This window comes from Microbacterium mangrovi (genome assembly GCF_000802305.1).
Lineage (GTDB): Bacteria > Actinomycetota > Actinomycetes > Actinomycetales > Microbacteriaceae > Microbacterium > Microbacterium mangrovi.
Map to the genome: position 1 here is coordinate 26,136 of NZ_JTDK01000005.1, position 13,165 is coordinate 39,300.

Consider the following 13,165-nt stretch of genomic DNA (forward strand, 5'->3'; position numbering starts at 1 on the left):
TCAGGATGCGGCATCCTGCGCGATCAGTGCCGCGTTGCGCAGGAACAGGACGATCCAGGTGAACACCATGATCCCGGCGATGAGCTCCACCGCGGTCAGGGTGTAGTAGCCGACGAAGTAGAAGACGGCGATCAGCAGTGTCGTCGCGACGAACGCCCGGCCGAGCCACACGAACCCGCGGGCGAGGTCCGGCATCCACACGTGCACGCGGAGTGCGATCGTCATGAACACGATCGCCATGCCGGAGGCGGCGAGCGTGTGCACCCAGAAGAACTCGTCGACCGGGAAGACGCCCACCAGGGCGAGGAGGACGCCGAGCAGGGCGAGGCACGTCCGCACCTGTGCGATGCCGCGGTCGGTCGCGCCGGGCAGCTCCCGGGTCATGAAGCGCGTGAGCGTGGTGATCATCACGCCCGCGACGATGAGGGTGAGATTGAAGGCGAGCGCCGACAGGTCGTCGGTCATGCCGAGCGCGCTCAGGTGCTTCATCCACCAGTGGGGGTCGCTCGCGCTCAGCATGCTGGCGAAGATGCCCTCGGCGAGGAACGTGGCCAGCACGATGGAGAGCGTGGTGAGGCTCGTGCGGATGGCGGAGTTGAACACCAGGTAGGCGGTCAAGGCGGCCGAGGAGCCGGCGAGCATGACGAGCGGGATCGGGTAGACGAGCGCGTCGATGAAGCTCGCCGCCGCGATCGAGGCGACCAGCGACCAGGTGAGCAGGGCGATGACGCCGTGCACGAGCGCGACGACGGACAGGTCGATGATGTCCAGGACCGCGGGGCGGGCCTTCGCGCGCACGATGTAGCGCCCGAACCCGAACGCGACGAGCGCGACGACGGCGCTGCTGATCGCGGCGAACTGCCCGATCGATCCCGGCCCGTCGATGGGGGCCGGCTCGAGCCGGAAGGTGAGGAGGGACCCTGCCGCCGCGACGAGGAACGCGACCGCCGAGAGGCCGATCGCGATCGATTCGCGGTTGCGTCCGTCGTTCATCGTCTCGTCCTCCGGGGAAGGGCACGGGGCGGCCGAGAGTGCTCTCGGCCGCCCCGTGTCAGGGTGAGTCGAGGCTCAGGCCAGGGCCTTCGCCTTGAGCTTCTCGTACTCTTCGGTGGTGATCGCACCGGACGCGAGGAGCTTGCCCGCGCTGGCGATCTCTTCGCTCGGGCTCTGGGCGCTGCCCGCGACCGACTTGATGTACTGGTTCTGCTCGCGCTGCGCGGCGGCGAGGTCGGACGCGTTGCGCTGTGCCATCCCGCGGCCGCGTGCGACCAGGTAGATGAGGGCGCCGAGCACCGGGATGAAGATCAGGAAGATGATCCACAGGGCCTTCAGCCAGCCGTTGAGGTCCTTGTCGCGGAAGATGTCACGGAAGATGCCGAACAGCACGAACAGGAAGGCCATGAAGATGTAGATCCACAGCATCCAGACGATGAAATCCCAGAAGTTGGTCACTGGGGTTCCTACTTTCTCTTGTTTCTCAGGGTGGGGAGGGAAGGGTCTAGAAGGCGGCGATGCCCTTGCCGATGAGCACGACACCGATGACGAGCAGCAGCACCGCCATGATGACGGGGTTCTCCTTGGCGAGCCACTGGTGCAGCGACTCGAGCGGTCCGCGCAGCTTGTCCGCCGCGAGCAGGTAGCCGACGACGGGGATGAGCACGGTGCAGGCGGCCAGCACGGTGAAGATCGCGATGACGACGATCTGCTCGAGGATGCCGATCGTCGACGATCCGATGGTGACCCCGGCCGAGGCTGCCATCAGCAGGTTCTTCGGATTCACCGCGGCGAGGATGAACGCGAGGCCCGCGGCCCGGACGAAGGTGATCTTGTCGATGGCCTGCATCCAGCCCGGCATCTTGGGCTCTTCGCCGGGGCGCGGCCGCGATCGCCATTGGCGGACCGCCACGAGCAGCAGGAGTGCGCCCAGCAGGATCTGGATGACGCCGGTGATGGGCTTGGAGGCGTTCGGGTCGGACGGCGGGATAAGCCCCGACAGCAGGGTGAAGACCGTGACGGCGACGACGATGCCGACCACCCAGCCGACGAGGAACCCGACGCTCGTCACCCGCGCGCGCGGCGACAGCAGCATCAGGATCGCGGCGATGATCGGGATCGGACTGATCGCGATCCCCAGCGCCTGCGGCAGGATCTCCCCAATGACCGACCCCAAAACCAACGACCTCCCCAAGTCTGCTTTCCGTTCACCGCCGGACCGGCCGGCGGCGGTTCTCACACTAGTGGTCGGATCAGTCGCGGCCGCGCAGGCGATCGATCTCGCGTCGCTCGCGCTTGGTGGGGCGCCCCGCTCCGCGATCGCGCACGGCGATGCGGGGGACCGGATCGCGGGGCGGCGTGCGCTCCTCGACGGCCGCGGCGGCCAGCGGTGCGCCGACGCGCTTGCTGATCGTCTGACGCACGACGAGGATGCGGTCGAACCCGTCGATGCGCACGCGCACCTCGTCACCGGCTTTGATGGTCTGGGCGGGCTTCGCGCTCGCACTGTTCACCTTGACGTGGCCGGCCTTGCAGGCATCGGTCGCGAGGGTGCGGGTCTTGTAGATGCGGATCGCCCAGAGCCAGGCATCCACCCGGGCGGTGTCGCTCACGCGACCGCCGCAGCCGGACGGCGCAGTGCCGCGCGTGCTGGTGCGCGCAGCACACCCACCGCGATGAGCAACTGGCCGGCGCAGTACGCGGTCATGACGGCGACGTCGCTCCAGGCGCCGAGCGGAGTCGGCGGGAAGAGCTGGAACGCCAGCAGCGAGTCGGACAGCAGGAACACCGCGCCGCCGGTGGCGATGAGCCGGGTCGTCGCCACGGAGGTGGTCGCCATCGCGCCGAGGATGAGGCCGTACACCGCCATCGGAACGGCGAGGGCGCCCAGGCGGGGCCAGAGCACGCCGATCATGACGATCCACCACGCGGCGTAGACCAGCGTCCACCAGGGCAGCCGGCGCTGCCTGAGGTGCCGGGTGAACAGCCAGATGTAGCAGATGTGGGCCAGGGCGAAGAAGCCCACCATGGTCGGCACTTCGGGCAGCATCCCGAAGAACGTGCCGGCCTCGTCGCCGAGCCACGAGAACGCGATCGCCGCATACAGAAGTACGCCCCGGGCGCCGCGGATCCGGATGCCGGACACCGCCACGCCGAGGGCGAGCGCCGGCATCAGCAGCATCTTGCTGATCGTCTCGGCCGGGCTGGCCGTCGGCATCCCGGGCACCAGCGTTACGAGGTGCCAAAGGGTGACGACGACGTACGGAGCGAAGGCCCACCATCGGGCGCGAGACGGCATGCACTCATCGTAGGTGCAGGTGCACCACCGGCCTGTTCGGCTTGGCGCGCGCGGTCTCGGTGAAGCCGGCGGCGAGGAACGTGGACAGCACGCCGTGCCACAGGTCGTTCACGCGGTCGTGCCCATCGGGTTCGACCGGGTACGCCTCGATGAGGGATGCCTCGTGGTCGCGGGCGAAGGCGACGGCGGCCTCGAGCAGGGCGGCGTTGAGGCCCTCGCCGCGATGTTCGCGCCGCACGACGAAGCACGAGATCGTCCAGATGTCGTCGGTGTCCCATGGCTCGGCGAGGTGCGGGGCGAGCGCCCGGGTACGGGGGAGGCGCTGATGCGTGCGCCGCGGACCGACGCGCACCCACGCGGCCGGCTCGTCGTCGACGTACGCGATGAGCCCGGGCGGCAGGGGTCCCTCGGTCTCGTCGCGCAGCAGCTGCTCGCGGTCGCTGCGCGTCGTCGCGTTGAAGTCCTTGTTGGTGAGCGTGAGCCACGCGCACTGGCACGAGGCGCCGTCGCCCCCGCCGGTGAGCGCGTGCTGCAGGTCGTCGAAGCGGTCGGCGGATGCCGGATGGATCGTGATCTCCATGCTCCGACGCTAGCGGGAGCATCCGACAGTGAGAGGCATCGGCTTCCGCGGGTCTGTCGTGCTGCGGTGAAGGGCATCCGGCCGGCCGGTCAGAAGGGCACGGGGCTTTCGACCCCGCGGTCGGGATCGATCCGTGTTGCGTGGCGCGATGGCCGTCCGGGTGGATTTCCGGATTGTCCGGGTGGTCGGTCGGGGTGTTCGGGTGGCCGGTCGGGGACGAACCGGACTGCGGCCGGGGGCCGGGTGCGGTAGCCGCGGCGGGTGGGTGAGGTGAACTGCAGGATGCCGCCGGGGAGCTGCTCGACATGCCAGTCGGTGTGGTGTTTGACGGTGTGGTGGCGTTCGCACAGGCAGGCGAGGTTGCACAGCGCGGTCGGTCCGCCCTCAGCGTGTGCGGTGGTGTGGTCGATGTCGCATTTTTTGGCGGGGCGGCGGCAGCCGGGGAACCGGCAGGTCTCATCCCTGGCTTGCAGGAGACGTTTCATCGCGGTGCAGGGTCGGCGTTTGTCGACGGTGACCGGGACCCCGGTGGCCGGGTCGGTGAAGATCCGGTACCAGTCGTCGGATCCGCCGGCGAGGGTGCGGGCGGTGTCGTCGTCGACGAGTCCGCCGCCTTCCACGGTGGCGCCGCCGGTGGTGGTGCCGGCCAGGGTGCTGGCGGGGATGGTGAGGTGCACGGTGGCTGTGATGGCGCCGAGGGCGTTGCGGTGTTCGGGGGTGGTGCCGTGTGCGTCGGGGACGTTGGTGAGCAGTAGGTCCAGGGCGACATCGGCCATGATCTGCGCCCGGGTGCGCTCATCCGGAACGAACTCTGCTGCTTCGGCGTCGGTGTGGCCGGCGGGCGTGCCGGTGTTCGGGGCGGCACCGTGGGGCAGAGCTGTGTCGGCGTCCTCGCCGGGGCGCCCGCCCGCGTCCGCGGTTCCCTCGGCGGCTTCGGCTGCTGCCGCGTCGGTCTGGTTTTGGGTGTGGAGTTCGGTGGCGATGTCGGTGAGCCGGTTGTAGGTGCCTTCGATGTGGGCGGTGGGGCCGGTGATGATCAACTGCCCCACCCCGGGCTCCACGCTGCGTTTGCGTACCGAGCGGCGGGCCACCGCTTCCTTGATCCGGGCCTGGGTGCCGTCCGGGTCGAGCCGGTCCACCAACACGCCCAGGGCGTCCTTCAACTGGGCGGGGGTGAGCTCTGCGGCCAGGTCGATCGCGTACCGCTCGTACTCGGCCCGAGTGTCGGGGTCGTCGATGACGCCGCCGACATCCGCGATCGTGGTCGCGTGCTGCGGGGACACGTTGCCATCGCCGACCTCGTACATGGTCTCCGTGAACCGGGTCATCAGCACGTGTGCCTGGTTCACCCGGGACGCGACCTGGTACTCGGACAGGCGTACCGCGGCGGCGATCTCGGCGTAGATCTCCCGCATCGCCAACTGCGACGCGGACACCACCGCGCCGGTGTCGGCCTGCTGGGCGCGCTCGTGTTCCCGCCGTCGTACCAGGGCGGCGACCCCGGCGAAGAAGTGCATCTCCACTGCGAACGCGGACGCGGCGCGGGCCCGCGCCGCCCCCAGGTCGTCGACGAGCATGTCCAGGTCAGCCAGCACCGGGGAGAGCCCACCGTGTGACGTGTCGGCCATGGTGCCCCCTTCGATCCGTTGGAATGTTCGAACTCGATACCTCCACACTATCGAACATGCATCCAGAATGCAAGCGGGTTGCAGGACATCTTGATACCGAAACCCGGGGCGAGCGTTTCGTCTCGCTTCGCTCGCTCAACGACCGGGGGGGTGCGCGGATCCGGGGTGTTCGGGGCCGTCGCACCCGGGGTGGGCGTTCGGCCCGCTGGGCGCTCAACGACCGAGGTGTGCAGGTCACGCGGGTACGGATGGCGGCGATCTGAACGCCGGGCGGCATCCCTCGCGCGTGTCGTGCCGCCATCCGTACCATCCACCGCCATCCGGACCGGCATCCACTGTGGTTCGAACCTGCCCGGCGGGTCGGGTAGGATGGTCGAGTTGCCTGCACGCAGGCGGCGACAACAGAATCACGGGATGTGGCGCAGCTTGGTAGCGCACTTGACTGGGGGTCAAGGGGTCGCAGGTTCAAATCCTGTCATCCCGACGTGAAAGCCCTGGTGAGAGAAGATCTCACCAGGGCTTTGTCGCGTCTGGCGATAGTCTGGGGTGAGCGTCGCGTGCTGGTGGCAGGCAGTGTCAGGTATGGAGGCGCGGGATCTGAAGGGCCACGATGACCACATCGTTCTCTTCGCCTCCTCGTGGCTGAGGGCGAGAAGGCCAGGCTCATCGCCTGGGGAAACGAACTGCAGGCCGTGCACCGCCGGCTGCGGCAGACGTTGCAGGCAGCGCGAAGCGCGATCCGCGCGGGCTCGTCCAACGCGCCCGCAGAGCATGATCTCCTGCTGTTCTGTCACGGCTTCTGCGCCGCCCTGACCGGCCATCATGAAGGCGAGCGCGACGAGCTCTTTCCGGCGATCGCGACGCAATACCCCGAATTGCGCGACGCGCTGCGCACGCTGGAGGAGGATCACTCCTTGATCGCCCGTCTTCTGGATGATCTGCGCGCCGCAACCGATCGGGCCGATGCGCCCGACCGTCTCGAACGGCACCTCGACGGGATCGCGGCCATCATGGAATCCCACTTCCAGTACGAGGAGCGGCAATTGCTCTCGATCCTCGAGACGCTGCAGTTGGACGCGGATCCGCGCCACGTCTTCGGCCGTCTCTGATCGGGCGGCAGCTCGTTCGGTCGAAGGGGTCATGTGGTTTCTATCTGTACCCTTGCGGGTACGTAACAAGAAGGGTACATTAACCATCATGGATGCAGTGCTTCAGGCTCTCGGGGATTCGAGCCGACGGACGGTGCTCGCGATCCTGCGCGATCACGACGCGACGGCGGGGGAGCTCGCCGACGCGTTGCCGATCGCCAGGCCGGGTGTCTCGCGGCACCTGCGCGTGCTGCGCGAGGCGGGTCTCGTCGACGTGCGCCAGGAGGCGCAGCGACGGATCTACAGCCTGCGCTCGGAACCGCTGAAGGAACTCGACGACTGGCTCGACGAGTACCGGGCGCTCTGGCACGGCCGCTTCGACGCACTGCACACCGAGATCGCTCGAGGAAAGAGGAACAAGCGATGAGCATGAACGCAACGATGCGGGCGCTGGATGTCACGCGCGGTGTGGTCCGAGTGGAGGACGTGTTCGACACGGACGTCCACGACCTGTGGGAGGCGTGCACCGAACCGGAACGCCTCGCCCGCTGGCTGGCCCACGTCTCCGGAGATGTGCGAGTGGGAGGGGCCATCCACCTGACGTTCACGAGCACGTGGGACGGGCCGGCACGCGTCGAAGCGTGCGATGCTCCGCATCACCTGCTGATCACCGCTGAGCCCGGCACTGCCGGGGAGGCCCAGATCGAAGCCTGGCTGACAGCAGAGGGTGAATCCAGCAGGCTGGTCGTCGAGGAGCGCGGCCTGCCCCTCGAGGAGCTGTACTTCCATGCGGCCGGATGGCAGGTGCACCTCGAGGATCTCGGGCGTTCGCTCGCCCTCGACGCCACGGCTCACCCCGACGGGTGGTCGGTTTCCGAAGCGTCCCCGGCGTGGCGCGACCGATGGATGGAGTTAACCGGCGCGTACAAGGCCGAACCGATCGCCGCCGTCGCAAGCGAAGGGTAGGTGCGAATCGAGCGTCCCGGCGTGCCGGGTGCGAGGCTCCGGAGTCATCAGGGCTCCGGAGCCTTCGTGTCGCGACCGGGCTGATGTGACCCGCGCACCAGGTGATGTATCGGACGATACATTGCCTGGCGAGAGGCAGAATGTGATCCTCGAATTGCCGGATTAATCGCAATGAGGAAGGAGCTGACATGTCTGTAATCGAAAAGGCCCTCGAGGAGCAGCCGACGATCACCGCGTGGTCGTTCTCGACCGATCCGCACTGATCAACTCAGAAGTGGATCGAATAGGCCCGCCCGAAGAATGAGCTCGGGCGGGCTCCCAACATTATCGGGGGAAATGTGGCCGGAATCGACACTTTCATAATCAAGACGGTCGAGTGGTGCAATCTCGAATGCGCGTATTGCTACTTCTATTCGGGTCAAGACACGAGTTGGATGGAGCGGCCGAAATTCATGACGCCGCTCATCTTCGACAAGACGGTCGAACGGATTCGAGACCATGCGTTGCGCCGCGGCATCGACAAAGTCTGGATAGTCTTCCACGGTGGTGAGCCGCTGCTGCAGCCCCTGGCGGTCTTCGATGAGATGGTCGCCTCTGCCAAGACATTGAGCGACGACGGCATCGAGGTCGTGTTCAAAGTGACGACCAACGGACTCCGCCTCGACGATGCCTGGGCACGCCGTTTGGCCGTGTCCGCATTCAACGTCGGCGTGAGCTTGGACGGACCACGCGAGGTCAACGACTCGATGAGACGTGACAAGGCCGGCCGCGGGTCATATGACCGCGTCGTGAAGGGGCTCCGCAAAGCTCAGGAATATGAGAGCGAAGGCCTTCGGGTGGGCACGATCTCAGTTCTCAATCCGGCGGTCGACGGCCGGGAGATGTATGACCACCTGCGCAGCCTCGGGATATCGAACATCAACCTCGTCCTTCCTGAGGCCAATTACGTCCAAGACCCCCTCCCCACGAGACGAGGATACGGGTACTTCGAGCTCATGCGCGACATCTTCGACGCATGGGTCGCTGAAGATGACTCGCGCGTCAATATCCGGCTGTTCTCGGACATGATCCGCGCGCTGGCGGGTTTGCCCTCGGCGAGCGACCAATTCGGCTACGCGCCGGTAAACGTCGCCGTCATCGAGACCGACGGCAGTCTTCAGCCCACCGACAACTTCCGTTCTTGGGCCGATCGAATGACCGATCTCGGCTACAACATCGTGCACGATGAGATCGATCACCTGTATGACGATGACTTCTTTCGGTACTGCCGCGACCAACAGGGAATCGTCCCGGCGGAGTGCCTCGGATGCCGATTCCTCCAAGTGTGCGGGGGAGGACGCGTCACCACGCGGTACTCGGGCGCGGACGGATTCACGCGAAAGTCCGTGTACTGCCGTGACCTCTATGCGATGTTCGATCACGTCGCCGCGGTTCTCGCCGACCGCACTGACGGCGAGGCGCGAGCTTCGGTCGATGTCTGAAGCAAGGACTTCGCCCGCACGGTCCAGTCGATTCGGCTCCCGTCGGCGATTCGGCATCGCCTCGGTTGCGGAGGGGATCGTCAGGTCGACCGGGCCGTTCCAAACGGTGGCGGTCACCTTCTGGCTCCTGCAGGTCGGGGCGGACTATGCGATGGTCGGGTTCGCCGTCGCGCTTCCGATTTGCGGTGCGATCGCCGGTTCGATCGTCGGCGGGTGGTTGGCGGATCATGCCGGACCTGTCGTCCTGTTGGCTCGCCTCAACCTCGTCCTCGCGCTGCTCGCGGCCGTGGCACTTGCGACGGCGGTTCACTTGCCCGGAAACCCGTGGCTGCTGGTCTCGGTGGTCGCGGTCTATGCGGTGATCAACGGCGCGAGCGGACCAGCGCAACGGTCGTTGACCCCGGCCCTGCTCGAACCCGATGACTATCAGCACGGAAACGCGGTCTACAGCGCGATTTCGAATACCTCCTCCGTCGTGGGGCCGCTGCTGGGAGGCATCGCCTTCTCATTCGGAGGTGTTGCTCTCACGATCGGGGTGAACATCGCGGCGCTCACACTTGCCGCCTTGGTTCTCGCCATCCTCGCCGCCAACGAGCAGGGTGAGCCTACGGCCGATTCCCAGAAGGAACGTGCCTCGTTCGTCCGGTCCGTTCGCGGTGCGCTTTCGTATACCGCGCGCAACCAATGGCTGATGGTTCTGCTGGTGATCGACGCGATCATGGACTTGGTCACATCGGGGCAGTTTCAGGTGGGATTCCGTGTTCTCGCCGACCGCCACGGCGGCGCGGCGGTGTTCGGGCTTCTCATGGCCGCCTACGGAGTCGGGGCCATCGGTGGAGCGGCGATCGGCTCTCGCCTGAGGGCAGGGAACCGGCTTCAGTACAAGCTCATCATGTGGAGCAACATCGTTCAGGCGCCACTCATCGCCTTGCTGCCCTTCGCCGGCGCCGAGGCTTCGTTGGGCCTGCTCGTCCCTGTCGGAATCCTCAACGGAGTCTCGGGAGTCTTGTACATGACGCTCATCTTCCGCAACACGCCCAAAGCCATGGCCGGCAGGATCTCGGCGCTGTTCCTGGCCGCGAGCCTGTCGTTGCAGCCGATCGGCATCGTCGTGTTCGGCTCCGTCGCCGGCGCCGGCCATATCGTGCTGCTCTTCGTGTGCACGGCGGCTCTGATGATCGGGGTGTCGATCGCGGGCCTGGCAGTCTGGCGTCGCTACGGTTTGCATGACGCGCCGAAAGGGGGTGATGGGCGACCGTGATCGGCCCGATTTCAGACGCCACGAGACCTCTCCCTGGAGGGGGCACGCAGTGGATGACCGAGGAACTATCCGGGTACCCCTTGCTACCGTGGAGTGAGCCGCCTGGCGCGTGCGGGTGGAGCTGACGGGGCGATCGGCGCGAGCATCGATCGCGACGGGAGGGGTCGCGTGAATCCGGACGACACGGACGTACCTGCACTCGAGCCCGGCCAAGCAGAGGACCGCGCCGCGCTCGCCAGGGAGATCCACGATCGCGTCGCCAATGGCATCATGGCCGGCATTCTACGGTTCGACCTCGCGGACAAGGAGGATGATCCGGTGGTCGTATCCGAGCTGCGAGCGGCAGGGCGCAGCATCCTCGCGCAAGCCCTGACAGCGGCGCAGACCATCGCGACGGGACTGAGGTACCCCGATCGCGGCGAGTCACTGCAGGCGCGAATCGAAGAGCACCTGGCCCGTGCGATCCGCGGCACGGCGATCCAAGCGCGGGTGGTCAGCACGGGCGAACCCCGAGGACTCGATGACTCCATCCGAGAGCACGTGTTCCTTCTCGCTCGGGAGGCCGTCCGTAATGCGGTGGCGCACGGCGAGCCTTCGAGAGTCGAGGTCTCCCTCGCATGGGGTCCCGCAACCCTGACCGTCACGGTCGTCGACGACGGGCGAGGGTTCGAGCTGTTCGATGTTCGCCGGGGAGCCCTCGGGCTGGTCGGGATGAAGGAGCGTGCGGACGTGATGGGCGCCCGACTGACGATCGTTTCCGAACAGGACCGCGGCACCGATGTTCGCGTCGAGGTGCCGTATGCGCCCTGACGGCCCGCTCGGCGTCGTCCTCGTCGACGACCACCGGATGTTCGTCGAGGGACTCGGGATGATGCTCGGTCAGGATCGGCGGCTCGACGTCCTCGGAATCGCATCGTCTTCATCCGAGGCGAGCGACCTCGTGAAGAGAGTGATGCCGGACGTCGTCTTGCTCGACGTGGACATCGATGACCAGCCCGCCGATCGAACGATCCGCCAGCTGCTCCGCGGCGATCCGTCCTTGTGCATCGTGATGCTCACCATGCACACCTACCAGCCGCTCTTGGACTCACTCATCCGCGCCGGGGCTCGCGCATGCGTGAACAAGAACCTCACGGCAGACGACCTGGTCCGGGCCGTCCTCGAGATCGCGGCGAATCCGGGGTTCGGGCGCCGAGAATCGGACTCCGCGCCGCCGGATTGTCACCATGTGACGCATCGTGAGCTCGAAGTTCTTCGCCTCGTGAACATGGCGAAGTCGAATCGGCAGATCGCGCAAGAGCTGGGGATCTCCGAGGGAACCGTCAAGCGACACCTCCATGAAGCGAACGTCAAGCTCGTCGCGGTGAATCGGTTGGATGCCGTCCGTAAAGCCGAGATGCTGGGTCTGCTCGACCACTCGTCGTTCGAGCGGGTCGCTCGGAGTTCATAGAAACGCCCTTCCCTCCGGCCCGGCCGCCGACCACAATGGACGCGTGGACGCGCAGAACGAGCAACACGCACTCGAAGAGGTCGGCGACCGGCTGTCGCAGCTTTTCCCGTCGGTCGATCGCACGACGATCGACGGCATCATCCAGGAGGAGTACGCGCGCTTCGACGACGCGCACGTGCGGGACTACGTCCCGACCCTCACCGAGAACGCCGCGACCGAGCGGCTCCGCGAGCTCGCACCCCTCGTGCTCCCGGTCGCGCCGGAGGGCGGGGAGGAGCTCCAGCCCGTGGATTCCGATGTCAGCCTCGACCCGTACGAGATCGAAGCGCGGTCGGAGCGGACCGGCCAGCTGAACGGCGAGGTCAGCAACAACTGAGTTCGCCGTCACGCCTCCGCGAGCGCGGCGAGCGCCTCCGTGACCGCACGCCAGCCCTCGAAGAACCCCAGCTCTTCGTGGCGCGCCCGCGCCGCGGCATCCGCGTGGCGCACGACGGCACGATAGTCGGTGCCCTCGGGATGCTCGCCGAGGATGATCTCCGCGGTCATCGGAACCGGGGCAGGGGTGGCCGGATGCCACGATGCGGTGATCGCGTTCGTGAACACGAGGCGGCGGACCGGCTCGACGACGAGGAAGATGCCGTCGGTGTGCGCCAGGAACGTGTCGCCGTCGTCGCTCATGCGGGTGATGATCGCCCCGCCGGGACGCGGATCGAGCACGTCGATCCGGGCCACGGCGGGCGGCGGCACCCACCAGGCCGCCAGCAGGGTCGGGTCGGTCCACGCATCCCACACCCGGCCGCGCGGGGCCCGGATCACCCGCTCGATGACGAGGTCGCGGTCACGGTCGATCTCCATGCTCACGGGCGTCCTCCGGGTCAGAGCTTGTAGCCGATGGCACGCAGCAGGTCTCGGCGGTCGGCGGCATCCTGCTCGGTCTCCACGCCCACCGGCGGGTCGCCGTCGATCACCCCGGCGACCCCGCGGCCGGCCTCGGTGACCGCGACCAGCAGCTGCACCGGGTTGGCGGTCGCGCAGTACACCGTGCACACCTCGGGCACGGCCTTGACCTGGTTCAGCACGTTCACCGGGAAGCCCTCGCGCAGCATGATGACGAACACGTGTCCGGCGCCGACCGCGACGGCGGCGTGCACCGCGAGGCCGACGAGGGCGTCGTCGTTGCCGGTGCGCCTGACCAGGCGCGCGCCGGATGCCTCGTTGAAGGCGACCCCGAACCGCAGCGTGCCGCCGACCCCGGCGAGCGCCTCGTGCAGGTCTTCGACGGTCTTGATGAAGTGCGACTGGCCGACGATGACGTTGACGTCATCCGGCTTGTCGATCGGTACGACCTCGATGTCCACGGCCATGGCGGACCTCCCTCGACGTGGGTCAGCCTAGCCGGGAGGCGGCGCCGATTCGAGG

General features: G+C 67.3%; 17 protein-coding genes and 1 tRNA gene. 9 read left to right on the forward strand and 9 right to left on the reverse strand.

Annotated features, from left to right (window positions below):
• From LK09_RS03625 to LK09_RS03655, 7 genes are all read right to left on the reverse strand, one after another.
• The gene (locus LK09_RS03625) at positions 1–993 is read right to left on the reverse strand and encodes a hypothetical protein (protein ID WP_052226384.1); all 993 of its coding nucleotides are present in this window, start codon (positions 991–993) and stop codon (positions 1–3) included.
• Positions 994–1,068: 75 nt separating this feature from the next.
• A complete protein-coding gene (locus tag LK09_RS03630; protein WP_039396121.1) occupies positions 1,069–1,452 on the reverse strand; it encodes an SHOCT domain-containing protein in 384 nt (127 codons plus the stop codon).
• Between the two features lie 46 nt (positions 1,453–1,498).
• Positions 1,499–2,170, reverse strand: coding sequence for a GAP family protein (locus LK09_RS03635; RefSeq protein WP_039396124.1), 672 nt, complete (start codon positions 2,168–2,170; stop codon positions 1,499–1,501).
• Between the two features lie 76 nt (positions 2,171–2,246).
• A complete protein-coding gene (locus LK09_RS03640) occupies positions 2,247–2,606 on the reverse strand; it encodes an RNA-binding S4 domain-containing protein (protein ID WP_039396127.1) in 360 nt (119 codons plus the stop codon).
• Positions 2,603–3,292: a lysoplasmalogenase gene (locus tag LK09_RS03645; RefSeq protein WP_039396130.1), complete on the reverse strand. Its 690-nt coding sequence runs from the start codon at positions 3,290–3,292 to the stop codon at positions 2,603–2,605. The genes LK09_RS03640 and LK09_RS03645 overlap by 4 nt, the downstream gene beginning before the upstream one ends.
• Positions 3,293–3,296: 4 nt before the next feature.
• Complete coding sequence (locus tag LK09_RS03650) at positions 3,297–3,872, reverse strand: GNAT family N-acetyltransferase (RefSeq protein WP_039396133.1); 576 nt, start codon at positions 3,870–3,872, stop codon at positions 3,297–3,299.
• A gap of 89 nt (positions 3,873–3,961) precedes the next feature.
• A complete protein-coding gene (locus LK09_RS03655) occupies positions 3,962–5,500 on the reverse strand; it encodes an HNH endonuclease signature motif containing protein (protein ID WP_052226385.1) in 1,539 nt (512 codons plus the stop codon).
• 410 nt (positions 5,501–5,910) lie between these two features.
• On the opposite strand from LK09_RS03655, the gene LK09_RS03660 reads away from it, so the two are divergent.
• The 9 genes from LK09_RS03660 to LK09_RS21710 all read left to right on the forward strand — a co-directional run bounded on the left by LK09_RS03660 (position 5,911) and on the right by LK09_RS21710 (position 12,122).
• Positions 5,911–5,984: transfer RNA gene (locus tag LK09_RS03660), tRNA-Pro, on the forward strand.
• 154 nt (positions 5,985–6,138) lie between these two features.
• Complete coding sequence (locus LK09_RS03665) at positions 6,139–6,609, forward strand: hemerythrin domain-containing protein (RefSeq protein WP_039396136.1); 471 nt, start codon at positions 6,139–6,141, stop codon at positions 6,607–6,609.
• An 88-nt stretch (positions 6,610–6,697) separates the two neighbouring features.
• Positions 6,698–7,015: an ArsR/SmtB family transcription factor gene (locus LK09_RS03670; protein ID WP_039396139.1), complete on the forward strand. Its 318-nt coding sequence runs from the start codon at positions 6,698–6,700 to the stop codon at positions 7,013–7,015.
• Positions 7,012–7,554 (forward strand): SRPBCC domain-containing protein, encoded by a 543-nt coding sequence (locus LK09_RS03675; RefSeq protein WP_039396142.1) that lies wholly within the window; start codon positions 7,012–7,014, stop codon positions 7,552–7,554. Before LK09_RS03670 ends, LK09_RS03675 begins: the two co-directional genes overlap by 4 nt.
• Positions 7,555–7,892: 338 nt before the next feature.
• Positions 7,893–9,035 (forward strand): radical SAM protein, encoded by a 1,143-nt coding sequence (locus LK09_RS03680; protein WP_039396145.1) that lies wholly within the window; start codon positions 7,893–7,895, stop codon positions 9,033–9,035.
• A 106-nt stretch (positions 9,036–9,141) separates the two neighbouring features.
• Positions 9,142–10,296, forward strand: a complete 1,155-nt coding sequence (locus tag LK09_RS03685) for an MFS transporter (protein WP_039396148.1) — start codon at positions 9,142–9,144, stop codon at positions 10,294–10,296.
• Positions 10,297–10,464: 168 nt separating this feature from the next.
• Positions 10,465–11,106, forward strand: a complete 642-nt coding sequence (locus LK09_RS03690) for a sensor histidine kinase (RefSeq protein ID WP_039396151.1) — start codon at positions 10,465–10,467, stop codon at positions 11,104–11,106.
• Complete coding sequence (locus LK09_RS03695; RefSeq protein ID WP_052226386.1) at positions 11,096–11,746, forward strand: response regulator transcription factor; 651 nt, start codon at positions 11,096–11,098, stop codon at positions 11,744–11,746. The genes LK09_RS03690 and LK09_RS03695 overlap by 11 nt, the downstream gene beginning before the upstream one ends.
• A 43-nt stretch (positions 11,747–11,789) precedes the next feature.
• Entirely contained in the window at positions 11,790–12,122 is a 333-nt protein-coding gene (locus LK09_RS21710) for a three-helix bundle dimerization domain-containing protein (protein WP_197060960.1), read from the forward strand.
• Between the two features lie 8 nt (positions 12,123–12,130).
• Here LK09_RS21710 and LK09_RS03705 read toward each other — a convergent pair whose 3' ends face one another.
• Both LK09_RS03705 and LK09_RS03710 read right to left on the reverse strand, forming a co-directional pair.
• Positions 12,131–12,601: an SRPBCC domain-containing protein gene (locus tag LK09_RS03705; protein ID WP_039396154.1), complete on the reverse strand. Its 471-nt coding sequence runs from the start codon at positions 12,599–12,601 to the stop codon at positions 12,131–12,133.
• Between the two features lie 20 nt (positions 12,602–12,621).
• Entirely contained in the window at positions 12,622–13,110 is a 489-nt protein-coding gene (locus LK09_RS03710; protein ID WP_039396157.1) for an adenosine-specific kinase, read from the reverse strand.
• Positions 13,111–13,165 lie beyond the last annotated feature (55 nt).

What these genes read in the sequence shown, in the direction of transcription:
- LK09_RS03625 (WP_052226384.1), bottom strand. Translation starts at nt 993, where the DNA reads ATGAACGACGGACGCAACCGCGAATCGATCGCGATCGGCCTCTCGGCG.
- LK09_RS03645 (WP_039396130.1), bottom strand. Translation starts at nt 3,292, where the DNA reads ATGCCGTCTCGCGCCCGATGGTGGGCCTTCGCTCCGTACGTCGTCGTC.
- LK09_RS03650 (WP_039396133.1), bottom strand. Translation starts at nt 3,872, where the DNA reads ATGGAGATCACGATCCATCCGGCATCCGCCGACCGCTTCGACGACCTG.
- LK09_RS03655 (WP_052226385.1), bottom strand. Translation starts at nt 5,500, where the DNA reads ATGGCCGACACGTCACACGGTGGGCTCTCCCCGGTGCTGGCTGACCTG.
- LK09_RS03670 (WP_039396139.1), top strand. Translation starts at nt 6,698, where the DNA reads ATGGATGCAGTGCTTCAGGCTCTCGGGGATTCGAGCCGACGGACGGTG.
- LK09_RS03675 (WP_039396142.1), top strand. Translation starts at nt 7,012, where the DNA reads ATGAGCATGAACGCAACGATGCGGGCGCTGGATGTCACGCGCGGTGTG.
- LK09_RS03695 (WP_052226386.1), top strand. Translation starts at nt 11,096, where the DNA reads ATGCGCCCTGACGGCCCGCTCGGCGTCGTCCTCGTCGACGACCACCGG.
- LK09_RS03705 (WP_039396154.1), bottom strand. Translation starts at nt 12,601, where the DNA reads ATGGAGATCGACCGTGACCGCGACCTCGTCATCGAGCGGGTGATCCGG.
- LK09_RS03710 (WP_039396157.1), bottom strand. Translation starts at nt 13,110, where the DNA reads ATGGCCGTGGACATCGAGGTCGTACCGATCGACAAGCCGGATGACGTC.